The sequence below is a fragment of the Bradyrhizobium sp. Kon37 genome, from assembly GCF_055807535.1.
Map to the genome: position 1 here is coordinate 1 of NZ_JBVVOY010000046.1, position 23783 is coordinate 23783.

Below are 23783 nucleotides of genomic sequence, written 5' to 3' on the forward strand. Positions count from 1 at the left end.
GGTCACGCCACGGGCACGGGCCTTCAGACCATGGACTACGTGCTCGCGGATCCCGTCTTCATTCCGCAATCGGCGCGCCATCTGCTGGCTGAAAAGGTCTACGACCTGCCGTGCCTGATCACGATCGATCCCATTTTGGATCTACCTGCATCGGAGCCGCCCATGCTCCGCAACGGCCATGTCACCTTCGGCGTATTCAACCGCATCTACAAGATCTCGGACGAGGCCATCTGCGTGTGGTCGAAAGTGATGCGCGAGGTGACGGGTTCGAAGATCATCGTCAAGCATACTCTGCTTGACGATCCCATGCTGCGCGACAATTTGGTCGCGCGGTTCATGGCACAGGGCGTTGCCGAGGAGAATGTCACCTGCCTGGGCTCGTCGCCGCGCCACGAGCACCTGCGGGCGTTTGCGAACGTCGACATATCGCTCGACACGTTCCCGCAAAACGGCGGCGTCAGCACTTGGGAATCGCTCTATGCGGGCGTTCCCGTCGTGGCCAAGCTCGGCATTGGAGCCTCCTCGCGCGCCGGCGGGTCGATCGTGGCTGCTGTCGGTCTCAACGATTGGGTCGCCGAGGACGACGAGACCTATGCCGCGATCGCCTGCAAATATGCGGCGCAGCCGGCGCATCTGGCGAAGTTGCGTAGCGAGTTGCCGGCCCGGATCGCAGCGTCCTCCGCCGGCAACGTCGAAATCTACACGGCCAGCGTCGAGGCGGGCTATCGCCAATTCTGGCGCGACTATTGTGCTGCGGCCTCGGAAGGCGGCGAGGGCGCCTGACCGTGCCGGGTGGGGCGAAGCCTCGAATTGCGCCGGTCACCTTAGTCCTCCGGAAACCATGCGGCGCTGCGCGACCGTGCCGGTTCATGGCTCCGAAAGCTATCTCTGGGCATGTGGCGACAAAAAGGGTGCGCCAATGCTCGGTTTCGTCTTCGGCTTGAACGCCCGGCTCGGGCGATTGCATTTCTTCCTCGCGACGGTCGCGCTTGCGATCGTGATGACGGCGATCTGCTTTGCAATCGCAATGGCCGTGCTGAACAACACCTCGCCCGGCGCGATCCGACCCGAAGACCTCACCAAGAGCTGGGCGATGATCGCCGCGATCGTGTTCTTCGGAGTTGCGACCTTCACGCTGCAATCCATGCGCATCCGCGACATCGGCTGGGATCCGGTCTGCGTGGTGCCTGCCTGGTTCGCGCTCATGATCGTCGACCATGTCGTCGCGGGCCGGTTTCCGGCCTGGGCGATCGGGCAGGAGCACCAGGCAACGGCGGTCGGCGTGCTCGTCAACCTCGCGCTGATGCTCGCGCTCATGTTCTGGCCGAGCGGCGACAGCGAGGGCTCCTACGGCGCTCCCCTCCCGCCGCGCACACGCGCGAACAAGCCTTCGCTATCGAACGAGCGCCTCGCGCGGGTGTCGCAGGGATCGTCGCGGCCGACTTGGGGCTAGACGAACGGCAGCTTAATGTTGCTGCGCTTCTCCAGCCATTCCGGCACCGGAAGGCTCTTGGCGCGCATGAAGTCCGCATTGAACAGCTTCGACTGGTAACGGCTGCCGGAATCGCAAAGCACGGTGACGATCGTCTTGCCGGGCCCGAGCTGTTTCGCGAGACGCATCGCGCCGGCGACGTTGATGCCGGTCGAGCCGCCGAGGCACAGGCCTTCGTGCTGTAGCAGTTCGTAGATCACCGTGACCGCTTCGGCATCGGGAATGAGATAGGCGTCATCGACCTTTGCGCTCTCGACGATTGCGGTCGCCCGGTTGAGGCCGATGCCCTCGGTGATCGAGCCACCCGGCGTCGCCTTGGCATCGCCCGTTCTGAAATATTCATACATGCCGGCGCCGTGCGGGTCGGCGCAGGCGATCCTGACGTCCTTGCTCTTCTCTTTCAGGAAGCGGCTGGTGCCGGCGAGCGTGCCGCCGCTGCCGACCGAGCAGACGAAACCGTCGATCTTGCCGCCGGTCTGCTCCCAGATCTCGGGACCTGTGGACTCGTAATGCGCCTTCGCATTGTCGAGGTTGTTCCACTGGTCGGCGAACAGCACGCCGTTCGGCTCCGTCTTGCGCAGCTCATCAGCGAGGCGGCGGCCGACATGTTGGTAGTTGTTCGGATTGGAATAGGGCAGGGCCGGCGATTCCAGCAGCTCGGCGCCGCACAGCTTCAGAAAATCCTTCTTCTCCTGGCTCTGCGTCTCCGGAATCACGATCAGCGTGCGGTAGCCGCGCGCGCTGGCCACGACCGCAAGGCCGATGCCGGTATTGCCGGCGGTCGATTCCACGACGAGACCGCCGGGCTTGAGCTCGCCGCGCTTCTCGGCCTCCAGAATCATCCATTTGCCGGCGCGATCCTTCACCGACTGGCCGGGATTCATGAACTCGGCCTTGCCCAGGATGGTGCAGCCGGTCAGTTCGGAAGCGCGCTTGAGCTTGATCAGCGGGGTGTTGCCGATGGCTTCGACAACGTCGTTATTGATGGTCATGTCTGGGCAAATCACTGGCAAAGGGGTTGATCAGGTTGGCCAGAACGTAGTGCTTGGGAGGCCAAAGGGGAAGGCTTTTGCGCTGCGGCGAAACCGGCGGAAGTGCCCGTCGAAGCAGTGAAATTCTTGCGAGGGTGATCGCCGATGATGCTGGGCTACGCGGTGCGACAACGGTAGGAAGATCGGGTCGGCCTCTGCCAAAACATGGAAGATTACGGCCGTCGTCCGCGCACTCGCGACAATTCATCGCCTTTGGGCGGGACGCGTCGATAACGACGCGCGTGGATAGCCTGCAGAAGCCGGCAGACATATCGGCACGACGAATGCCTATTGATCTTCGATGCTAAACGACCTCGTGGACCGGCTCGGCCCGGCTTCGCGACCAGCTCTGAAGCCGGATTGCGAGCGGTACGGACGAATTCAAGCCACTGGCGTTGGTGTGGCGGCAATATCACATGAAATGTTGGTAAGCTTGAATGCGCTTCGGAACGGCTTCGAGATTCAAGAACGCACTGCAGGACAGTGACTTTTTGCAATTTTTTCGCCGTGGGATCGTCGCACTTTGGCGGCCATCTCGCAACTGCGGGACTGTCCCGCTGTTCCGCACCCGGCTAGTATGGCCGTCAGGTTCCGCAGAAAGCATCACCTTGTGAACGAGTTGTCCAAAGCCCCCCGACTGTGCCGCCGCGAATCGGTTACTCCGGCAGCGCGGTGGCGGCTCGATCTGCCCGGCGGGGGGTGTGTGTGACACAAAATGTTCCTGCGATCGCTGTGCGGCGGTCTCCAGGCGCCACGTCCCGGACGCGACGTGCGGCGCGCTGGCTTGCGGTCGCTTGCCTCGCCGCCGGCTCGGGCGCTTGCGTGCTGACGCAGGATCTACCGGATCCCGCGCTCGACGTTCCCACGCAGTACAAATACGCGGGCAAGGCGGATGCCCCGCCGTCGCTGGATTGGTGGCGCAGCTTCCGCTCGGCGGAGCTGACACAGCTGATGGAGGAGGCGCAGACCGTCAACCTCGACATTGCCGCCGCCGTTTCGCGCATCGTCCAGGCCGACGCCCAGGCGCGGCAGGCGGGTGCGGCGCTGCTGCCGAGCCTGTCCGGCACCGGGCAGGAGGCCTATTCTCGCACCTCCGGCTCCTCCGCCTCGGGGCTCACCAATGGCGGCCGTGAGGTCGTCAACTACCAGGCTTCGCTGAGCGCAAGCTACCAACTCGATTTCTGGGGCCAGAACCGAGACGCCCTGCAAACGGCGGAAGAAACGGCCAATGCCAACCGCTTCGATCGCGACGTCGTTGCGCTGACGACGCTTGCCGGCGTCGCCAACGCCTATTTCCAGGTGCTGGCCTCGCAGGATCGCATCCGGACCTCACAGCGCAACATCGCGAGCGCGCAACGCATCCTCGATGCCGTCAGGGAACGGCGCAAGGCCGGCACCGGCACCGACCTCGACGTCGCCCAGCAGGAGAGCGTGCTCGCAAACCAGAAGGCACTGGTGCCGCCGCTGCGCCAGACGCTCGACCAGAACGTCAATGCGCTTGCAGTCCTGGTGTCGCGGCCGCCGGAGAGCGTGCGCGTGCTCGGCGGCTCGCTGAACCGGATCGCTATACCCCGCGTGACGCCCGGCCTGCCGTCGGAGCTCCTGACGCAGCGCCCCGACATTCGCCGGCAGGAGGCACAGCTCGCCTCGGCGACGGCGAATATCGGCAATGCCCGCGCGCAATTCTTTCCGACCATCCAGCTTACCGGCAATGGCGGCTATCAGAGCTCGGCCCTGGTCTCGCTGTTCCAGCCGCATGCGGCCTTCTTCCAGCTCGTCGGCAGCGCGACGCAGCCGATCTTTGACGGCGGCAAGATCCTCGGCAATTTCGAGTTTGCCAAGGCGCGGCAGGACGAATTGCTGCAGACCTACCGCAAGACCATCATCCAATCGTTCGCCGATGTCGACAATGCGCTGTTCTCGATCAAGCAGACCACGATCAAGCTGCAATTGCAGCGTGATGTCCTGACCGCCTCGCGCCGCGCCTTCGATCTCTCCGAGCAGCAATTGCGCGCCGGCACCGCCGACATCGTGACCGTGCTCAATACCCAACTGACCCTGTTCCAGGCGGAAGACGCGCTGTCGCAGGCGCAACTTGCCCGCCTTCTTGCTATCGTCAGCCTGTATCAGGCGCTCGGCGGCGGCTGGGAGCCGAGGATGGAGAAACCGGTCAATGCTCTTTAAGCCGGATACGAAGCAGGGCGCGAAGGAGGGAACGGCGAAGACGTCGCGCGGCCGCGGCTTCGTCATGACCCTGATCACGCTGGCGATCCTCAGTGGGCTCGGCTACTACGGCTGGACCACCTGGCATCAGCAGCCGCAGCAGGCGAATGGCCGCAACCAGCGGCCCGATCTGCCGGTGCCGGTGCTGGCGGCGACGCCCCGCATCCAGGACGTTCCCGTCTATCTCGACGGCGTCGGCGCGATCCGCGCACTCAACACCGTGACCGTCCGCTCGCAGGTCGACGGCAAGCTGATCGCGGTCAATTTCACCGAAGGACAGGACGTCAAGAAGGGTGACGTGGTCGGTGAGATCGACCCGGCGCTCTATCAGGCGACGTACGATCAGGCCGTCGCCAAGAAGGCGCAGGACCAGGCCCAGCTCGCCAACCAGCGTATCGACCTCACGCGCTACGAGCAGCTCGCCGCATCCAATGCCGGATCCAAGCAGCAGGCCGACACCCAGCGTGCGCTGGTCGCGCAGACCGAGGCACTGGTCAAGGCCGATCAGGCCGCGATCGACAACGCGGCGGCGACGCTGAGCTACACCAAGATCGTGGCGCCGATCTCGGGCCGCGCCGGCCTGCGCCAGGTCGATCAGGGCAACATCATCCACGCCTCCGACACCACCGGTCTCGTGGTGATCACGCAATTGCAGCCGATCGCGGTGTGGTTCAGCCTGCCGCAGCAGCAGATCATGCGGGTCAACGCCGCGGCGGCGAAGGGCGCGCTCGCGGTCGACGTGTTCGGCAATGACGGCCTCACCGTGATCGACACCGGCAAGCTCACCGGCATCGACAACCAGGTCGACCAGACCACGGGAACGCTCAGGCTCAAGGCCGAATTCCCCAACGCCAATTACCAGCTCTGGCCCGGCCAGTTCGTCAATGTCCGCCTCAAGGTCGAGACCTTGACGCAGGCGCTGGTGGTGCCGACCTCGGCCGTGCAGCGCGGACCGATCGGCACCTTCAGCTATGTCATCGGCGAGGACAACGTGGTTGCGGCCAAGCCGGTGACGGTCACGCAGCAGAACGAGCATGACGCCGTCATCGCCAGCGGCCTGTCGGCGACCGACAAGGTCGTCACCACCGGCTTTGCCAATCTGTCCGATGGCTCCAAGGTGGTCATCGGCCGCGACGACCAGACCCCGTCGGCCGATCTCGCGCCGCGCAAGCGCTCGCGCGGGCCGGACGGTCAGAAGAAGGACGGCGCAAAAGACGGCCAGAAGGACGGACAAGACAAGGACGGCGAGTTCCGGGCCAAGCGCAAGAGCAGCGAAGGCGACCAGAAGGGCCAGACCGGACCGGCACCAGGGCCTCCGTCAAGTCCGGGTGCATCGGGAAGTGGAGCCAAGCAGCCATGATCCCGACAACAGCCGCCTGAGCGGCAGGCGCATCCCATGGGCGTCTCCGAACCCTTCATCCGCCGTCCCATCGCGACCTCGTTGCTCGGCATCGCGCTTCTGATCGGTGGGCTGCTCGGCTATTTCGCGCTGCCCGTGTCTGCGCTGCCGCAGGTCGATTTCCCGACCGTGCAGGTGACGACGCAACTGCCCGGCGCGAGCCCCGACGTGATCGCCTCGCTGATCACCGCGCCGCTGGAGCGGCAACTCGGTCAGATCCCGTCGCTATCGGCGATGAATTCGACGAGCTCGTTCGGCGTCAGCCAGATCTCGCTGCAGTTCGATCTCAACCGCGACATCGACGGCGCCACCCAGGATGTTCAGGCCGCGATCAATGCGGCGGCCGGCGTGCTGCCGAAGACGCTGCCTTATCCGCCGACCTACGCCAAGGTGAACCCGGCCGATGCGCCGGTCATGACTTTGGCGCTGCGCTCCGACACGATCTCGTTGCGGGCGATGAGCGACATCGCCGACACGCTTCTGGCGCAGCGGCTGAGCCAGATTTCCGGCGTCGGGCGCGTCTCTGTGCTCGGCGGACTGAAGCCAGCCGTCCGCATCCAGGCGGATCTCGCGCGGCTCGCTGCCTATGGCATCGCCATGGAAGACCTGCGCACCGCGATCGCGAATGCCAACGTCTCCGGGCCGAAAGGCTCGCTCGACGGCGCCCAGCAATCCTACATCATCGCCGCCAACGACCAGATCGCCGCCGCCGACGCCTACAAGCCTGTCATCATCGCCTACCGCAACGGTTCGCCGGTCACGATTGCCGACGTCGCCCAGATCGTCGATGGCCTCGAGAACGACCGCACCGGTGGCTGGTACCAGGGCTCGCCCGCCGTCATCATCGACATCCAGCGTCAGCCCGGCGCCAATGTGATCGACGTTGTCAGCCAGATCCGCGCGGAAATCCCCAAGGTCCAGCGCGCTATTCCGGCCGGCGTGAACCTCACCATCGTCTCCGACCGCACCGTCACCATCCGTGCCTCGGTCCGCGACGTGCAGTTCACGCTGATCCTGAGCGTCGTGCTGGTGACGCTGGTGGTGCTGCTGTTCCTGCGTTCGCTGCGCGCCACGCTGATCGCCGGCGTGGCGCTGCCGCTCTCGCTGATCACGAGCTTCGGCATCATGTATTTCGCCGGCTTCAGCCTCGACAATCTGTCGCTGATGGCGCTCACCATCGGCACCGGCTTCGTCGTCGACGACGCCATCGTGATGATCGAGAACATCGTCCGCCACATGGAGAATGGCGACAGCGCGATGGAGGCTTCGCTGAAGGGCGCCAGCGAGATCGGCTTCACCGTGATCTCGCTGACGGTGTCACTGATCGCGGTGTTCATTCCGCTGCTGTTCATGTCGGGCCTTGTCGGTCGCATGTTCCGCGAATTCGCGCTGACGCTGACGATCGCGGTCGTGACTTCGGCCGTCGTCTCGCTGACGCTGACACCGATGATGTGCTCGCGGCTGCTCAAGCATGCCCATGAAGAGCTGGCAGTGCCGGGGCTTGCCGCGGTCAGCCGCTTCATCGACCGCACCGTCGAGTTCTATCACCGCACGCTGCTCTGGGTGCTGGAGCGCCAGCGCGCGACGCTGGTCGTGACCTTCGCCACGCTGATTGCGACCCTGGCGCTCTACGTCGTCGCGCCGAAGGGCTTCCTGCCGCTGCAGGACACCGCCTCGATCACGGCGGTGACGGAAGCCGGTCCCGACGTGTCGTTCGTGGAGATGCAGAAGCGGCAGGCCGACGCGGCCGAGGCTATCAAGGCCGACCCTGATGTCACCGGCGTGGTCTCGGTGATCGGTGCAGGCTCGGTCAATCCGACCACCAATGTCGGCCGTCTTGTCATGACGCTGAAACCTCGCGGCGAGCGGCGCGACGATGTCAGCGTGGTCATCACCCGACTGAAGGAGCGGGTGGCCGCCATCCCCGGCATGACCGTCTACTTCCAGCCGGTGCAGGACGTGCAGATCTCGACCCAGTCGAGCCGCTCGCAATACCAGTACACGCTGACCGGCACCGACGCCGCCCTGGTGTCGGAATGGGCGCGCAAGCTGGTTGCCGAGATGCGGCGCGATCCGCTGTTCCGCGACGTCTCCTCGGAGGCGCAGGAAGGCGGTCTGCGGGCGCAGCTCACGGTCGACCGCACCCGCGCCGGCCAGCTCGGTGTCAGCCTCCAGGGCATCACCGACACGCTCAACGACGCCTTCGCGCAGCGTCAGATATCGACGATCTACGGCCAGGCCAACCAGTACCGGGTGGTGCTGGAAGCGCTGCCGATGTACCAGCGCGATCCCTCGATCCTGTCGAAGCTCTATCTGCCGGGCGCGGCGAGCGCGACTGCCGGCGCGCCCAACGCACAGGTGCCGCTCTCCGCCGTGGCGACGCTGACCCGCACCACCGCGCCGCTCGCGATTTCGCACCAGGCGCAATTCCCGTCGATCTCGCTCAGCTTCAATCTCGCCCCGGGCGCGGCGCTCGGCGACGCTGTCGAGGCCGTGAAGACCATCGAGACCCGCATCGAGATGGCCAACAGCATCGTCGGCGTCTATGCCGGCGACGCCGCCGAATTCGCCAAGGCGCTGGCGGGCCAGCCCTGGCTGCTGCTGGCCGCCGTGATCACGATCTACATCGTGCTCGGCGTGCTCTACGAGAGCTACATCCACCCGATCACGATCCTCTCGACGCTGCCCTCGGCCGGCGTCGGCGCGATCCTGGCGCTGATGCTGTGCGGGCAGGACCTCTCGGTGATCGGGTTGATCGGCATCATCCTGTTGATGGGCATCGTCAAGAAGAACGCGATCATGATGATCGACTTCGCGCTCGAGGCCGAGCGCGGGCAGGGGATGCCGGCGCAGGAGGCGATCGTGCAGGCCTGCCTCTTGCGCTTCCGCCCGATCATGATGACGACGCTGGCCGCGCTGTTCGGCGCGCTGCCGCTGGCGATCGAGAGCGGTACCGGCGCCGAGCTGCGCTTTCCGCTCGGCATCTCCATCATCGGCGGCCTGCTGCTCAGCCAATTGCTCACGCTCTACACCACCCCGGTGATCTACCTCGCACTCGACCGCATCAATCGCCGCCTCGAGCAGGCGCTGCCGCCTGCGGAGTCCGGCGGGCCGCCGGTCGCGGGCGCGACCGAGGGGATGCAGTGATGGCATCGATCTCGGAGCCCTTCATCCGCCGCCCGGTCGCGACCACGCTGCTGTCGATCGGGTTGTTCCTGCTGGGTATCGTGGCCTACGAGTTCCTCCCGGTCGCCTCGGTCCCGAACATCGATTTTCCCGCAATCTTCGTCTCGGCGAGCCGGCCGGGGGCCGATCCGTCGGTGATGGCGGCGACGGTGGCGTCGCCGCTGGAGCGCCGGCTCGGCGAGATCGCGGGCATCAACCAGATCACCTCGACTTCGTCGCTCGGCGTCTCCAACATCCAGCTCCAGTTCGACATCGGGCGCAACATCGACAAGGCCGCGCGCGACGTGCAGGCCGCGATCAACGCCGCGCTGGTCGATCTGCCCAGCGATTTGCCGACGCTGCCGCGGTTCCGCAAGGCGAACACCGCAGGCGCCCCGGTCTTCGTGCTGGCGCTGACCTCGAAGACCCTTGCTGCGAGCGCGATCTACGACGTGGCCGACACCGTGCTGGCCCAGCGCATCTCGCAGGTGCCGGGCGTCGGCAACGTGACGATCAGCGGCGCGGACCAACCGGCGATACGCATTCAGCTCAATCCCGTGGCGCTGTCCAACGCCGGCATCGCCACCGACGACGTGCGGACTGCGATCATCAACGCCAACCCGCTCGGTCCGGTCGGCATCTTCAACGGCGAGCGCCAGAGCGAAACGCTGTCGCTCAACAGGCAGATGCGCACGGCGAAAGAGTTCCGCGACATCGTCATCAAAAGCTCGAACGGCAATTTCGTCCGGCTGGCCGACGTCGCCGACATCGAGGACTCCGTCCGCAACGCTCGTTCCATCGCCTGGTTCAACAAGCAGCCGGCGGTGCTGATCCAGATCACCAAGCAGGGCGACGCCAACGTCATCGACACCGTGGACAGGGTCAAGGCGCTGATCCCGGACCTGAAGCAGTGGATCCCGGCCGGCGTGGATGTTTCCACCCTGGTCGACCGCACCAGCACGATCCGCGCCAGCGTGCTGGACATGCAATGGACGCTGCTGGCGACCGCCATTTTGGTGATGGTCGTCGTGTTCGTGTTCCTGCGCCGCCTCACGCCGACGATCGCGGCCGGAATCTCCGTGCCGCTGGCGCTGGCCGGGACCTGCGCCGGGATGTGGGTCGCGGGCTTCTCGATCGACAATCTGTCGCTGATGGCGCTGGCGATCTCGGTCGGCTTCGTGGTCGACGACGCCATCGTCATGATCGAGAACATGTACCGCAATCTCGAGCACGGCATGCGGCCGCTCCAGGCGGCGCTCGAAGGCGCCCGGCAGATCGGCTTCACCGTGGTGTCGATCAGCCTGTCGCTGATCGCCGCGTTCACGCCCTTGATCTTCATGGACGGCATCGTCGGCCGTCTGCTGCGCGAATTCTCGTTGACGCTGACCTTCGCGATCCTGGTCTCGACGCTGGTGTCGCTGACGGTCACGCCGATGATCTGCGCCCACTATATCAGGCAGACCACGTCGGGATCCGCCACGCTGTTCGATCGTGTCATCGAGGGCTCGCTGACCCGCATCGTCGCCTTCTACACCCGCACCCTGCGCACTGTGCTGGAGTTTCCACTGCTGACGCTTTTGGTGTTCTTTGCCACCATCGGCCTCACCGTGGTGCTCTACATCAAGGTCCCCAAGGGCTATTTCCCGACCGACGATTCCGGTTTCGTCATCGGCGCGACGCGCGCCTCGGCCGACATCTCGTTCCAGTCGATGCTGAGCCTCCAGCAGCGGCTCGCCGATATCGTGATGCAAGATCCGGCGGTGGCCGGCATCGGCTCGATGGTCGGCGGCGGCGGGGGCCCGGGCGCTCCGACCTCGAACCGCGGCACCATGTTCATCAGCCTGAAGCCGCCGGAGGAGCGCGACCATGTCTCGACCCAGGTGGTGATCGACCGTCTCAGGCGGGCGTTGTACCCGGTGCCCGGCATCCGCCTGTTCATGTTCGCTGCCCAGGATGTGCGCGCCGGCGGACGGCAGAGCGATTCCGACTACCAGTACACGCTAACCAGCACCGACCTCGGTTTGCTCCAAAAGTGGGCGCCGATCGTGGCCAAGCGCATGGAGAGCGTCGAGGGCATCACCGACGTATCGAGCGATCGCGACCCCGGCGGGCTTCAACTGACCTTGTCGATCGACCGCCAGAAGGCCTCGGCGCTCGGCGTCCGCGTCCAGGATATCGACAACGCGCTCAACAACGCGTTCTCGCAGAGGCAGATCGGGATCATCTACACCCAGCGCAACCAGTACATGACCGTGCTGGAGATCGACCCCAAATTCCAGGTCGACCCGTCCAACCTCGAACGCATCTATGTCGCCGGCGCGGGCGACGCGCAGGTGCCGCTGTCGGCCGTGGTGCATGCGACGCGCGGGCTGGCAGCGCTCGCGGTCTATCATTCGCAATCGTTCCCATCGACCACGGTGTCGTTCAATCTGTTGCCGGACGTGCAGATCCAGGCCGCAACGCAGAACATCCAGCGCGCGGTCGAGGAACTGCACATGCCGGAGGGCATTCGCGGCAGCTTTGACGGCAATGCCGGCGATTTCGCCAAGACCAGCGGCCGCCAGCCGCTCCTGATCCTCGGCGCGCTGGTGGCGATGTATATCGTGCTCGGCGTGCTCTATGAGAGCCTCGCCCATCCGCTCACGATCATCTCGACGCTGCCCTCCGCGGGCCTCGGCGCGCTGCTGGCCTTGCAGCTCACCAACACCCCGCTGACGGTGATCGCCTTCGTCGGCATCATCCTGTTGATCGGCATCGTCAAGAAGAACGGCATCATGATGGTGGATTTCGCGCTCGATGCCGAGCGCCAGCGCGGGCTGTCGTCGGCGGAAGCGATCTTCGAGGCCTGCCAAGCGCGCTTCCGCCCGATCCTGATGACGACCATGGCGGCATTGTTCGCCGGCATTCCGCTGGTGGTCGCGACCGGGCCCGGCACGGAACTGCGCCGTCCACTCGGCATCACCATCATCGGCGGGCTGTTCGTCTCACAGATCCTGACGCTCTACACCACGCCCGTGATCTACCTGCTGATCGACCGTCTGCGCCGACGCCGCGAGCCGCGCCCGCTGGCCGCGCCGGCGGAATAGGCGGGTTGTTGAACCGCCTTGCAGAGCGTATAGCGGCGACCATGTCGAACCCCACCGCCGCCGCGCCGGCCGATCCGATCCCCGAATGCCCGCACTGCCAGAAGCCGATGCCGCTGTGCATCTGCGACAGCGTCACGCCGCTTAAAAACCGCCTTGGACTCCTGATCCTTCAGCATCCGCAGGAACAGGACAGGGCGCTCGGCACCGCCCGGCTGCTTGCGAAGCATTTCGCCGGTGCCACGCTGCGGGTCGGCTTGTCCTGGCCGAGCCTGTCCAAGGCGCTGGGGCAGCCGATCGAGAACGCCTCGCACTGGGCTGTGCTCTATCTCGGCTCGGCGCACGCCGCCGACCTCGAGGCCGAGGGCGAAATCCTGGCCCTCAACCGCAAGGGCGAGGTCGCGGACAACCAGCGCGCGCGCCTCGGCAAGCTCGAAGGTGTGGTGCTGCTCGACGGCACCTGGAGCCAAGCCAAGGCCCTCTGGTGGCGCAACCCCTGGATGCTGAAATGCCAGCGCGTCATCCTCAACCCGGCCGCGCCATCGCGCTACGGGCGCCTGCGCAAGGAGCCTCGGAAGGACGGACTGTCGACCATCGAGGCCGCAGCGACGATCCTCTCCACTCTGGAGAAGCGCCCGGACATCGCTGAGACGCTGAATGCCTGTTTCGAACGGATGTTAACCCGCTACCGTGAGGTTCAGACCGAGATGCCCGAATTGGCGCCAAAGCCGCCGGTCAAGGACCGCCGGCGCGGTGTCCGGCGGGGCAAGCGAGCCTGAGTCCGGTCCGGATCATCCGTACGGCCGATTGTCCCGCGAGAGGCGGGCGGATAGAGACCATCGGCCAACAGGCCGCGATCTGCTATCCTGTCGCACCATCGGAACGCCGGAAACGGAAGGGGCCGTCGCATTCAGCTTGCAGCCAAGGAGATCCTTGCCCAGGCGGCGCGGTTCGATCGTTGGGGCACGCTTGCCCTGATGGACATTTCGCTGCGCTACCGGCGCACCGTGATCGGCCCGCTCTGGATCACCCTGACGCTCGCTGCGACCATTGCCAGCGTCGGCACGGTCTATGCGGCACTGTTCAGGCAGGACATCGCGAGCTTTCTGCCGCCCTTTGCCGTCGGCCTGATCGTCTGGACGCTGATCGCGACGACGCTCCAGGAAGGTTCCAACATCTTCGTGGCATCAGGCCATCTGATCAAGGCCGTGCCGGCGCCGCTGATCGTGCATGTGCTCCAGATGATCGCGCGCAACGTCCTCATCTTTGCGCATCATCTGGTGATCGTCGTCCTGCTCTATGTCGTGATGCCGTGGCCGCTGCATGGGAGCATGCTGCTCGTGGTACCGGGCTTCGCGATCCTGCTCACTGTGCTACTGGGCGGCTCGGTTGCGCTCGGCATGCTCTGCGCGCGGTTTCGTGACATCGGCTCGGCGATCGTCAGCGGCCTGCAATTCGTATTCTTCCTGACGCCGATCATCTGGACCGAGGACACCGTACGCGGCACCGCGTTTTATTGGCTGATCCGCGCCAATCCGATCGCGACGCTGCTCGATCTGGTGCGCAGGCCGCTATTGTCGCAGCCGACCGATACGGCGCAATGGCTGCTCGGGATCATCTATGCGACCGTCGTCGCCGTCATCAGCCTCGGCTGCTACGCAAAATACCGCCATCGCGTGGCCTATTGGCTGTGAGGTGCGAGATATGACCCCTGCAGCTCATATCGCGCTTCGCAACGTCTCGGTGAGGTTTCCGGTGCTGTCGTTCCGCGACCGCTCGCTGCGCAGCCGGTTCGTCAGCGCCGTGACGTTGCGGCGGAACACAGCGGTCCCGCACATCGTCTCCGCGTTGAACGACGTCAGCCTCGATATCCGTGCCGGCGACCGCGTCGCCATCGTCGGCGCCAATGGCGCCGGCAAGACCACGCTGCTGCGGGTGCTCGCCGGCATCTACCACCCGACGTCGGGCAGCGTGGACGTGCTCGGCCGCTGCCTGCCGCTGTTCGATCTCTCGGCCGGTTTCGACGAGGAGGCGACCGGCTATGAGAACATCATGCGGCGTGGCCTCGTGATCGGCGCACGGCGCTCCGAGATCGACGCCAAGCGCGCGGAGATCGCCGCATTCACCGAGCTTGGCGACCGGCTCGACCTGCCGCTGCGCACCTATTCCAGCGGCATGATGCTGCGCCTGATCTTTGCGGTCGCAACCGCCGTCGAGGGCGAGATCGTGCTTCTCGACGAATGGATCGGCGTCGGCGACCAGCAGTTCCGCAAGAAGGCGCGGCAGCGGCTCGACGAGATCGTCGTGCGCGCCGGCATTCTGGTGCTCGCCTCGCACGACATCGCGCTGATCAAGAGCACCTGCAACCGCGCGATTCTTCTGGGGGAGGGGCGGATCGTGGCGGCCGGCGCAACCGACGAGATTCTCGGCCAATATCTCGGCGGCGCGAAGGCGTAGCTGCCCGGTCGGGGTTGCCTAAACCCGTGATCCCCTATATTGCTCCGCCCTCGTTGGGGCCACGTGGCGGAGTGGTTACGCGCCGGTCTGCAAAACCGTTTACTCGGGTTCGAGTCCCGACGTGGCCTCCATCACAACCTCCTGATATCTCAGCAATATTCGATCGCATCGCGGCTGCCATCAGCCTGCGGCGGCAATGCGTGGTGGCGGCGCACACCGGGTTTGCCCGGGGCCCGGCGGAAACCCGCCATTCAGCCTGCTGGCATAGTCTTCGCATCTGCGAAGTGATGCATCCCAACGATCGAGCGCTGGAGAGCACGTGAGCGAAATCGTCCGATTTGTCCCGAAATCCGAGCTGGAGCGGGCTCGCCTCATTCGCGAGGCCCGCGCGATCTATGACAGCATCTTTCCGCCGGCCGCACCCGACCAGGCGCCGCAGGACGGCGGAGAGCGCGTCAAGACCTGATCGCGGGCACGCCGAATCTCGCGGCGTAGGGCCCATAGCAAAACGCCCGCAGGGCGCGGGCGCATCGGCTCACGGTGAAATTGGCCTTAGCAGGCCGCGTACCAGCCGTCCGGAAACGGCAGCAGGGGCCAGGCGCCCTCGTTGTCATTGGCGGCCTTCGGTTTCGCGGAGGCGTTGGGCTTCGCGTAATAGGTCCACGAGCGCGGCACGAAATCCTCCCCCGGTACGAACGCCAGATCGTCATGGACCATGGCGTCCTGGACGGCATCCAGCAGCAAGTTGAATTCGGCTTCGCTCATCACACCCTCCGGACCGCGGATGGCGCAATGTCGCAAAGCCGATTTGTTTCCCGGTTGAGCCGATCGTTCGCATTTTAACGATCGGCCAATCGGGTCCCGATTGGTTAGCGATTGATGAAATCCCGTTGGGAAACTTAGGTTCCTGCCGGGTGCCTCCAGTGTGAAGGAGGTCACATCTTCGGCTGTTTATTTCTCCTACCCCTTCGCACACCGGCCAAGACAGGCCGGCGGGCAAGGCAGACGGGAGACTGGTCATGAAGGCGAGGTTCTTGCGGTTTGCGGGTGTGAAAAGCCGGGCGCGTCGCGCCTCGACGGTCGGGCTGTTCCTGACGCTGTTTGCCTCCGCCGCCCATGCGCAGCAGGGAACGCCCGAGCAGCGCCGGGCCTGTACCCCCGACGTCTACCGGCTCTGCGCCGGCGAAATCCCCAACGTTCGCGCCATCACAGCGTGCCTGCGCCGTAACAGGTCAAGCTTGAGCGAGGCTTGCCGCAGCGTGTTCGATCAGGCCGGCGGCTGACATGCCAGGCCTGTGGGTTTGTGCGCAGCAAGTGGCTCGCGCGGGCTCGCGAATCCGGCATAGTCGGCCTGTGGATTGGCTGTGGGTATGCTGCGGACAGGCTGTGGAAGGCAGTGATGTGCTTCGGACGCCGCCCGCAGATGCGTCCTTCGATTGTCATATCTCTGTCAAATGACATCACCGAATGATTCGCTGATCGCGCAGATCGCGGCGTAGCGCGGGATCATATGGTTCTTCCGAATTCGGAATTGCGCGCTGCGGCGTCCGCATTCACGAACAGTTTTTGTGCAGCCGCCTGCCCAAATGGCGGGCTCCTTCCATCCAATTTTTTGTACGCCCGCGGACAAGCTTTCCGGTCCGCTCTCCTCCTAGGCTCGCTTCCGCGATCTGGAACATGGCCATTGCCATGACAATTCGAAGGAGCTGGAGATGGAGAGACCGGTATTGCCCCAGGCGCGGGGGAACGCGCGTGCATCGCTGTCTTGGCGCAAGGCCGCGCTCGGCGCCGCGGTCACTTTCGGCGCGCTGGCAGCTGCGCCCCTGAGCGCGCAGGCTGCGGCGCCTGCGGCCTGCGCTGCGCTCCAGGACAAATATCCGGACTGGAAGGGCAAGACGCTCGTCAACGCCATCAACCCGCACACGCCGGGCTACGAGACCATCGATCCGAAGGATCCGAGCAAATATATCGGCTTCGACATCGATCTCGGCGAAGCCATCGGCGAATGCCTCGGCTTCAAGCTGACCTACAAGCCGGTGACGTTCGCGGCGCTCCTGACCACGCTGGCCGCGGGACAAGCCGACATCGTGATTTCCGATATCTACGCCACCAAGGAGCGCGCCAAGGCCGCCGACTTCATCACCTATTCGAAAGTGTTCGACGGCGTGCTGGTGGCCAAGGGCAATCCGAAGGGCATCAACGGCATCAACATGTCGATGTGCGGCGCCGCGGCCGCTGAAAACACGGGCTATGTCGAGGTGCCCCTGATCCAGGCGCTGATGCCCGAGTGCAAGAAGGCGGGCAAGGCCGAGCCCACCGTCCAGCTCTACGACAACAACGCCAACTGCATCCAGGCGATCCTCGCCGGTCGTGCCGACACCTATGTCAACGACGTCAACACCGTCGACAGCGCCGTCAAGGCCTATCCGGACAAGCTGGAGAAGGCGACAGCGGTGACGATCCCGTATTCGGTCGGCATCGCCGTTCCGAAGGACAAGCCGAAATTCCGCGACGCCGTGCTCGCAGCCCTGATCGAGGTCCAGAAGGCCGGCACGCATATGGAGCTTCTGAAGAAGCATGGGCTCGACGTGAACAACTTCAAGGAGCCTGACATTCTGACGGCCGACTGATGTCGCTGTTCCTCCATTACCTGAGCATGCCGTATCTGCTCGAGGGCATCGAGCTCACCCTGGAGGTGACTGCCCTCGGGCTCGGCGGCGGATTGATCCTCGGATTGATCCTCGCCGGCATGCAGCTCTCCCGCTTCTGGCTGCTGGCGGCGATCGCCAGGGCCTACACTGTGATCTTCCGCGGCACGCCGCTGATCCTGCAAATGGTGTTCGCCTACGACGCGTTGCCGCATATCGGCATCAAACTGCCGGCGGTGCTGGCCGCCGGCCTTGCGCTGGCCTGCAACGAGGCGCCGTTCATCGCCGAGATGCTGCGTGCCGGCGTGCTCGGCGTCGATCGCGGGCAGGTGACGGCCGGCCAGGCGCTCGGCATGACACCGCGGATCCTGATGTGGCGGGTGATCGCGCCCCAGGCGATCCGCACCATGATCCCGGCCTTCGGCAACGAGGCCGTGAGTGCGCTGAAGAATTCGTCGCTCGCCTCCGTGGTCGCGGTCCAGGAGCTGACCTTGCGCTCGACCCAGCTTGCGTCCTCGACCTTCGACTTCTTCTCGATCTTCTTCGCCTCGGGCTTGCTGTATCTCGTGCTGACCTTTGCCATCAGCATCATCCAGCTTTTTGTCGAATGGCTGCTCGATCTCGACCGCGCCAAAGGTCGCCAGCGCAAGCTCGCCGATTATCTGCCCTGGCGCCGCGTCGATCTCGCCACCAAGCTCGAACTTGCCGCAGCCACGGCGCATGAGCCCGAACCCGTGCCGGCGCAGCCTGTCGACACGCCGCCGCGGGCGCTGACCCGCGAGGAGCGCAGCCGGCGCGCGGCGACGATTTCGCGCAACAACATCGCGGTCGAGACCAGGGACCTCACCAAGAGCTACGGCGCGCAAAAGGTGCTCGGCGGCCTTGATCTTACGGTGCGCGTCGGAGAGGTCGTCGCGCTGCTCGGCCCCAGCGGCTCCGGCAAGAGCACGCTGCTTCGCTGCATCAATCATCTCGAAAGCTGGGACGGAGGCACGGTGCGCGTCGGCGGCCGGCGCCTCGGTTTTGATGACGACGGCAAGCTGCTGCCGCCCCGCGCGATCGCCAATGAGCGGGCAAGCGTGGGCGTCGGGATGGTGTTCCAGCAATTCAACCTGTTCGCCCATCTCTCGGCGAAGGAGAACATTGCCGGTCCCTTGCGCTGGGTGCACGGCATGACCCGCATCGATGCCGATCGCCGCGCCGCCGAGCTGCTCGACCGGGTCGGGCTGTCGCACCGCGCCGACGCGCTGCCGCGGCATCTCTCCGGCGGTCAGCAGCAGCGCGTCGCGATCGCCCGAGCGCTCGCACCGAACCCCAGCGTGCTGCTCCTGGACGAGCCGACCTCGGCGCTCGATCCCGAGCTCGTCAGCGAGGTCCTGGAGGTGATCCGGCGGCTCGCCATCGATGATGGTCTCACCATGATCATCTCGACGCACCAGATCCGCTTCGCGGACGAGGTCGCCGACCGTGTCGCTTTCCTGAGCGGCGGCACGATCATCGAGGAGGGGCCCGCGCATGAGGTTCTCTCCAGCCCCCGCAATCCGCTGACTGCGCGTTTCCTCAGCGTGATGGAAACCGACAAGACTCCGGAGGCGGTGCGATGAGAGCCGCACCCGCAACGTTCAAGACCGCGTTTCCAGAAGAGGCCACCTCATGAAGCATTTCACGCTGCCGGTTTCGCCGAAAACCGTCCACTGGGGCTATTTCTCCAAGAAGGTCGCGCCGGCCCTGACGCTGCGCTCGGGCGATCGCGCTACCATCGAGACGCTGACCCACCACGCCAACGACGATTACGAGCGCATGATCCAGGGCGATCCCGGCGCCGAGAGCGTGTTCCAGTGGACGCGCGAGCACAAGGCAGTCGCGCGGCGCGGCTCGGGTCCTGTCGAAGGCCCATTCATTCGTGGCGCAGGCGAGGGGATCGGCGTGCATCTCCTCACCGGTCCCGTCGCGATCGATGGCGCCGAGCCCGGCGATATCCTCGAAGTGCGCATCCTCGATATCAGGCCGCGGCCGAGCTGCAGCGCCTGTCATGCCGGGCGCTGCTTCGGCTCCAACGTCGCCGCGAATTGGGGGTTTCACTATCACGATCTCATCGAGGAGCCGAAGCCGCGCGAGGTCGTCACCATCTTCGAGCTCGACACCTCCGGCGAGCCCTGCGCCAAGGCGGTCTACAACTATGTCTGGACGCCGCAGACTGATCCTGACGGCATCGTGCATCCGACCATCGATTATCCCGGCGTGCGCGTCGATCACGCCACCATCAAGAAGCGGGAGAACATCCTCGCGAGCGTCAAGGTGCCGGCACGGCTGCATTTCGGCACCATGGGGCTTGCGCCGTCAGAGGCCGATTTCGTCAGCTCGATCCCGCCGAGCTATACCGGCGGCAACATCGACGACTGGCGCATCGGCAAGGGCGCGCGAATGTTCTATCCCGTCGCGGTCCCCGGCGGCTATTTCTCGGTCGGCGATCCCCACGCCGCGCAAGGCGACAGCGAGCTTGGCGGTACCGCGATCGAGACCTCGCTGACCGGTGATTTCGAGTTCGTCCTGCACAAGAAGGCCGATCTCGCCGGCACCAGCCTCGAGGGTCTCGACCATCCGATGCTGGAGACCGATCAGGCCTGGTCGTTCTACGGCTTCACCTATCCGAACTACCTCGCCGCGCTCGGCACTGACGCACAAACCGAGATTGCCAATCACTCGAGTCTCGACCGTGCGATGCGTGACGCGTTCCGCAAGCTCAGGAGGTTCCTGATGACCGTGCACGGCTTGGGCGAGGACGAGGCGATCTCGCTGCTATCGGTCGGCGCCGATTTTGGCGTCACCCAGGTGGTCGACGCCAATTGGGGCGTTCACGGCACGATCCGCAAGAACATCTTCCGGTGCGACTAATGCATTGAGGCACATTCCATTTCGGGATGAGGACGTGACCAAAGACCGTCATTTACGGCCCGTCGCTGCGACGGATGACCGCGTGCGTCTGGCACAGAGGTTGCTTCGATCCACTGCAATCTGGGTCGATCCGATGAGCTTCCGTCCCTTCACGAGCGAGTCCTACGCGCAAGACGACCGCCCCGAAGCCTGGCGGGACGTGCTGGCTGCGGTGGGCCTGCAACCTGCTACCGGTCAGTCCTTCTTCGACGGGCATGCGACCGCATCGCACCGTCAAGCCGCCGGTGTTGCGCTCACACGCATGGCCGCCGGCGCACAGACGATCGGACCGCTCGCGCAATCCAACGACGACGTTCCGATCGCGCTGATGCCGGTCGAAGACGGCATGGTGCTCAAGAGCGCCGCCGGCCATCGTATCGTTCCGGTCGGCCATCTCGTGCTGCTGCCGCGGAGCGGGGACTGGAGCATCGTATTCCAGCGCGACATGCGCGCCGTCGTGCTGTCGGTGACGTCGGAGGCGCAGCACGGACGGCGCTCGGGCAGGCCGCGGCTCGGCGAACCCCGGGTCGTTCCGCCCAGCGGCTTTGCCGACGTCTTCGCGCACTTGATGGATGCGACCGCGCGCACGCTGGACACGCTGAGCGATGCCGAATGGAATGCGGTCGCGCAGTCGCTCGTCGATCTCCTGCTGACACTCGCCCATCAATTGGCCGCTTCGACGTCCGACGCCGGTTCGAGCGCGACGCAGTCGGCCCTCCTGCACCGGATCTGCCAGACCATCGAACGCCGCCTCGACGATCCCGAACTGGTGCCCGCGCGCGTCGCGCAGGCCGAAGGAATTTCCGAGCGCTATCTGCAAAAGCTGTTCGAGAGCGTCAGCGACAACTTTACTCACTACGTGCGCGAGCGGCGGCTGCAGCGCGCCTGGGCCGATCTGTCCAATCCGTCCGAGGCGCATCGCTCGATCTCGGAGATCGCCTACGCCTATGGTTTTGGCGATTCCGCGCATTTCAGCCGTGCCTTCCGCCATCGCTTCGGACTGCCGCCGCGCGAGTTTCGCCAGCAGGAGGCGGAGCGGGCGACGACGCAGCATGGGATAACCGGTCAGCGCGGCTGGCCGCAGGATGCGCTGGCGCAGCTTCGCGTGCACCAGGCGAGTGCCGAGGCGCGCGGCAATCTCGCCCGTACCGACATCGATGAGCCGAGAACGGCCGAACGCAAGCATCATCATCTTCCGATCGAAGCGAATCGCGTTCATTGGGGATATTTCAGCCGCTCGTTACAGCCGCAGCTCGAGATCGCCTCGGGCGATACCATCACCATCGAAACGCTGACGCAGCACGCCTCCGACGATCCTGAGCTGATGATCGCGGGCGACACCGCCGCCGAAAGCGTATTCGGCTGGACCGAGGCGAGGAAGAACGTGGATCGGCGCGGCGCGGGTCCGATGGATGCCAGCATATTCGGACGCGGCGCCGGCGAAGGCTTTGGCGTGCACATCTGCACAGGGCCCGTGTCGGTGAAGGACGCCCAGCCCGGCGACGTGCTGGAAGTGCGGATCCTCGACATCGTACCGCGCGCAAGTCGTCATCCGAAACATTCAGGACGCGTGTTCGGCTCCTCGGTCGCGGCCTGGTGGGGCTATCATTACGACGAATTTCTTTCAGGGCCGAAGCCGCGCGAGGTCGTGACGATCTACGAAATCTTCGACGACGCCGACGCGCCGCATGCCCGGGCGCTGTATTCCTACCGCTGGGAGCCGCAGACCGACCCGTTTGGCGTGGTGCACGCCACCTACGACTATCCCGGCGTTCCGGTATTGCCCGGCACGGTGAAGCGCCGCCACGCCGTGCTCGACGGCATCCGCATTCCCTTGCGTCCGCATTTCGGCGTGATCGCGGTGGCGCCGCGTGAGGTCGATTTCATCGACTCCGTGCCGCCGTCCTATTTCGGCGGCAATCTCGACAATTGGCGCCTCGGGAAGGGGGCGACCGTCTATCTTCCGGTCTCCGTTCCCGGCGCATTGTTGTCGGTCGGCGATCCCCATGCCACGCAAGGTGACGGCGAATTGAGCGGCACCGCGATTGAATGCTCAATGACCGGAAGCTTCGAGGTGATCCTGCACAAGAAGGCCGACCTCGCCGGTCAGCCCTTCGCCGATCTGTCTTATCCGCTGATCGAGACCGAGTTCGATTGGGTCCTGACCGGATTCAGCCATCCCAACTACCTCGCCGAGTTCGGCGCTCAGGGCCAGAGCGAAGTCTACGCAAAGTCCTCGCTCGACCTCGCCATGAAAGATGCGTTTCGCAAGATGCGACGCTTCCTGATGAACGTGAAGGGGCTGAGCGAGGACGAGGCGATCGCGCTGATGTCGGCCGCCGTCGATTTCGGCGTCACGCAGGTGGTCGACGGCAATTGGGGCGTGCACGCGATCATCAGCAAGCGCTTGTTCCAAACCTACCCCTAGACAAGCCTTCCCTTGAAAGAAGCGCCGTAACAAGGAACCCCAGTGAAATTCCACATGATCAGCGGCGGACCGAAGCCGGTCGCGCCCTTCAGCCACGCGGTGGAGACCGACGGTTTTGTCTTCGTCACCGGCCAGATGCCGGACACGCCGCAAACACCGGGCGTGTTGCCCGACGGCATCGTCGCGCAGACGAGGGCGGTGATGGAGAATTTGAAGGTAGTATTGGCGGGCGTCGATCTCGGTCTCGAACACGTCGTGATGACACGCATTTATCTCACACGTTTCAAGGAAGACTACACCGCAATGAACGAGACTTATCGCGGGTTCTTTCCGCCCGACCGCCTGCCGGCCCGCACCTGCGTCGGTGTCACCGGGCTTGCCTACGACGCGCTGATCGAGATTGACCTGGTCTGCCGCCGGCCGTGAGTTCGGCTTTTCGTGGCCCGGATGAGCGCAGCGATATCCGGGACTGCCGCGCGAACGAGTCCCGGATGTCGCTTCGCTCATCCGGGCTACAATCCCTTGCGTTGCCCGACGTGCAAAACACCCAAACGACAGGTCAATCTGATCTCGCAAAAATATTCCGCTTTACCGATCGACTTGGGCGTATTCCTTCGCCACCTCACCCCTGTCAGAGGGGCGTATCGCGATCGTCACGAACGCGGGGTGAGCTGCGGTGGACGTTAGTCACATCGGCGCGAAGGGCTTCGCAGGGCGGGAAACCGTGAGCGAGGGCATCGCGCACACGACCGATGCTATTAGCGTACGGCAAAACCGTGTCGTCCTGACGCCCGGGGTCTGTGCGTCAAGTCTTGTGGTGATGTGGGCTGCTCGACCGGGCATTCGCATCAGCCATCCGCAAGGCGACGGGGGCAATAGTGCATCGCTCCCCGGGGAGAGCTCGGCATAAGCCGTCAAACCAC

General features: G+C 65.0%; 17 protein-coding genes, 1 tRNA gene and 1 pseudogene. 17 read left to right on the forward strand and 2 right to left on the reverse strand.

The window, feature by feature from the left end:
- A partial coding sequence (locus AC0L3J_RS36175; protein ID WP_473350268.1) for an O-linked N-acetylglucosamine transferase family protein occupies window positions 1–783 on the forward strand: 783 nt, incomplete at its 5' end.
- Between the two features lie 136 nt (window positions 784–919).
- Window positions 920–1453 carry a DUF805 domain-containing protein gene (locus AC0L3J_RS36180; RefSeq protein ID WP_473350269.1) on the forward strand — a complete coding sequence of 178 codons (534 nt, stop codon included), beginning with the start codon at window positions 920–922 and terminating at the stop codon, window positions 1451–1453.
- On the opposite strand, the gene AC0L3J_RS36185 is transcribed toward AC0L3J_RS36180, so the two are convergent.
- Entirely contained in the window at window positions 1450–2484 is a 1035-nt protein-coding gene (locus tag AC0L3J_RS36185; RefSeq protein WP_027566889.1) for a cysteine synthase A, read from the reverse strand. The two genes, AC0L3J_RS36180 and AC0L3J_RS36185, sit on opposite strands and share 4 nt — an antisense overlap.
- A 738-nt stretch (window positions 2485–3222) precedes the next feature.
- Between AC0L3J_RS36185 and AC0L3J_RS36190 the strand changes: the two genes are divergently transcribed.
- The 9 genes and pseudogenes from AC0L3J_RS36190 (at window position 3223) to AC0L3J_RS36230 (ending at window position 15316) form a co-directional block, all read left to right on the forward strand.
- A complete protein-coding gene (locus AC0L3J_RS36190) occupies window positions 3223–4707 on the forward strand; it encodes an efflux transporter outer membrane subunit (protein WP_473350270.1) in 1485 nt (494 codons plus the stop codon).
- Window positions 4697–6106 (forward strand): efflux RND transporter periplasmic adaptor subunit, encoded by a 1410-nt coding sequence (locus tag AC0L3J_RS36195; protein ID WP_473350271.1) that lies wholly within the window; start codon window positions 4697–4699, stop codon window positions 6104–6106. The genes AC0L3J_RS36190 and AC0L3J_RS36195 overlap by 11 nt, the downstream gene beginning before the upstream one ends.
- Window positions 6107–6142: 36 nt before the next feature.
- On the forward strand, window positions 6143–9292 hold the full coding sequence (locus tag AC0L3J_RS36200) for an efflux RND transporter permease subunit (protein ID WP_473350272.1): 3150 nt from the start codon (window positions 6143–6145) through the stop codon (window positions 9290–9292).
- A complete protein-coding gene (locus AC0L3J_RS36205; RefSeq protein ID WP_473350273.1) occupies window positions 9292–12396 on the forward strand; it encodes an efflux RND transporter permease subunit in 3105 nt (1034 codons plus the stop codon). Before AC0L3J_RS36200 ends, AC0L3J_RS36205 begins: the two co-directional genes overlap by 1 nt.
- Before the next feature lie 41 nt (window positions 12397–12437).
- Entirely contained in the window at window positions 12438–13172 is a 735-nt protein-coding gene (locus AC0L3J_RS36210) for a tRNA-uridine aminocarboxypropyltransferase (protein WP_456764399.1), read from the forward strand.
- A gap of 198 nt (window positions 13173–13370) precedes the next feature.
- On the forward strand, window positions 13371–14087 hold the full coding sequence (locus AC0L3J_RS36215; RefSeq protein ID WP_456764398.1) for an ABC transporter permease: 717 nt from the start codon (window positions 13371–13373) through the stop codon (window positions 14085–14087).
- A gap of 166 nt (window positions 14088–14253) precedes the next feature.
- Window positions 14254–14850: pseudogene (locus AC0L3J_RS36220) on the forward strand (ABC transporter ATP-binding protein); the annotation flags it as partial.
- A 57-nt stretch (window positions 14851–14907) separates the two neighbouring features.
- Window positions 14908–14981 (forward strand) — tRNA-Cys (locus tag AC0L3J_RS36225).
- A 188-nt stretch (window positions 14982–15169) separates the two neighbouring features.
- The gene (locus tag AC0L3J_RS36230) at window positions 15170–15316 is read left to right on the forward strand and encodes a hypothetical protein (RefSeq protein WP_007610232.1); all 147 of its coding nucleotides are present in this window, start codon (window positions 15170–15172) and stop codon (window positions 15314–15316) included.
- An 86-nt stretch (window positions 15317–15402) separates the two neighbouring features.
- Here AC0L3J_RS36230 and AC0L3J_RS36235 read toward each other — a convergent pair whose 3' ends face one another.
- Window positions 15403–15615, reverse strand: a complete 213-nt coding sequence (locus AC0L3J_RS36235; protein ID WP_007610233.1) for a hypothetical protein — start codon at window positions 15613–15615, stop codon at window positions 15403–15405.
- A gap of 254 nt (window positions 15616–15869) precedes the next feature.
- On the opposite strand from AC0L3J_RS36235, the gene AC0L3J_RS36240 reads away from it, so the two are divergent.
- From AC0L3J_RS36240 to AC0L3J_RS36265, 6 genes are all read left to right on the forward strand, one after another.
- Window positions 15870–16133 carry a hypothetical protein gene (locus tag AC0L3J_RS36240; protein ID WP_461323084.1) on the forward strand — a complete coding sequence of 88 codons (264 nt, stop codon included), beginning with the start codon at window positions 15870–15872 and terminating at the stop codon, window positions 16131–16133.
- Between the two features lie 429 nt (window positions 16134–16562).
- A complete protein-coding gene (locus AC0L3J_RS36245) occupies window positions 16563–17480 on the forward strand; it encodes an ABC transporter substrate-binding protein (protein WP_007610235.1) in 918 nt (305 codons plus the stop codon).
- Window positions 17480–19102 (forward strand): amino acid ABC transporter permease/ATP-binding protein, encoded by a 1623-nt coding sequence (locus AC0L3J_RS36250; RefSeq protein ID WP_473350274.1) that lies wholly within the window; start codon window positions 17480–17482, stop codon window positions 19100–19102. Before AC0L3J_RS36245 ends, AC0L3J_RS36250 begins: the two co-directional genes overlap by 1 nt.
- A 49-nt stretch (window positions 19103–19151) precedes the next feature.
- Window positions 19152–20393 carry an acetamidase/formamidase family protein gene (locus tag AC0L3J_RS36255; RefSeq protein ID WP_473350275.1) on the forward strand — a complete coding sequence of 414 codons (1242 nt, stop codon included), beginning with the start codon at window positions 19152–19154 and terminating at the stop codon, window positions 20391–20393.
- A gap of 133 nt (window positions 20394–20526) precedes the next feature.
- The gene (locus tag AC0L3J_RS36260) at window positions 20527–22860 is read left to right on the forward strand and encodes an acetamidase/formamidase family protein (RefSeq protein WP_473350276.1); all 2334 of its coding nucleotides are present in this window, start codon (window positions 20527–20529) and stop codon (window positions 22858–22860) included.
- Window positions 22861–22902: 42 nt separating this feature from the next.
- The gene (locus AC0L3J_RS36265) at window positions 22903–23286 is read left to right on the forward strand and encodes a RidA family protein (protein ID WP_027566903.1); all 384 of its coding nucleotides are present in this window, start codon (window positions 22903–22905) and stop codon (window positions 23284–23286) included.
- Window positions 23287–23783 lie beyond the last annotated feature (497 nt).

Coding starts and splice junctions, on each gene's coding strand:
- AC0L3J_RS36210 (WP_456764399.1), top strand. CDS start 12,438: ATGTCGAACCCCACCGCCGCCGCGCCGGCCGATCCGATCCCCGAATGC.
- AC0L3J_RS36255 (WP_473350275.1), top strand. CDS start 19,152: ATGAAGCATTTCACGCTGCCGGTTTCGCCGAAAACCGTCCACTGGGGC.
- AC0L3J_RS36200 (WP_473350272.1), top strand. CDS start 6,143: ATGGGCGTCTCCGAACCCTTCATCCGCCGTCCCATCGCGACCTCGTTG.
- AC0L3J_RS36180 (WP_473350269.1), top strand. CDS start 920: ATGCTCGGTTTCGTCTTCGGCTTGAACGCCCGGCTCGGGCGATTGCAT.
- AC0L3J_RS36205 (WP_473350273.1), top strand. CDS start 9,292: ATGGCATCGATCTCGGAGCCCTTCATCCGCCGCCCGGTCGCGACCACG.
- AC0L3J_RS36240 (WP_461323084.1), top strand. CDS start 15,870: ATGAAGGCGAGGTTCTTGCGGTTTGCGGGTGTGAAAAGCCGGGCGCGT.
- AC0L3J_RS36185 (WP_027566889.1), bottom strand. CDS start 2,484: ATGACCATCAATAACGACGTTGTCGAAGCCATCGGCAACACCCCGCTG.
- AC0L3J_RS36260 (WP_473350276.1), top strand. CDS start 20,527: ATGAGCTTCCGTCCCTTCACGAGCGAGTCCTACGCGCAAGACGACCGC.
- AC0L3J_RS36215 (WP_456764398.1), top strand. CDS start 13,371: ATGGACATTTCGCTGCGCTACCGGCGCACCGTGATCGGCCCGCTCTGG.
- AC0L3J_RS36245 (WP_007610235.1), top strand. CDS start 16,563: ATGGAGAGACCGGTATTGCCCCAGGCGCGGGGGAACGCGCGTGCATCG.
- AC0L3J_RS36235 (WP_007610233.1), bottom strand. CDS start 15,615: ATGAGCGAAGCCGAATTCAACTTGCTGCTGGATGCCGTCCAGGACGCC.
- AC0L3J_RS36195 (WP_473350271.1), top strand. CDS start 4,697: ATGCTCTTTAAGCCGGATACGAAGCAGGGCGCGAAGGAGGGAACGGCG.
- AC0L3J_RS36250 (WP_473350274.1), top strand. CDS start 17,480: ATGTCGCTGTTCCTCCATTACCTGAGCATGCCGTATCTGCTCGAGGGC.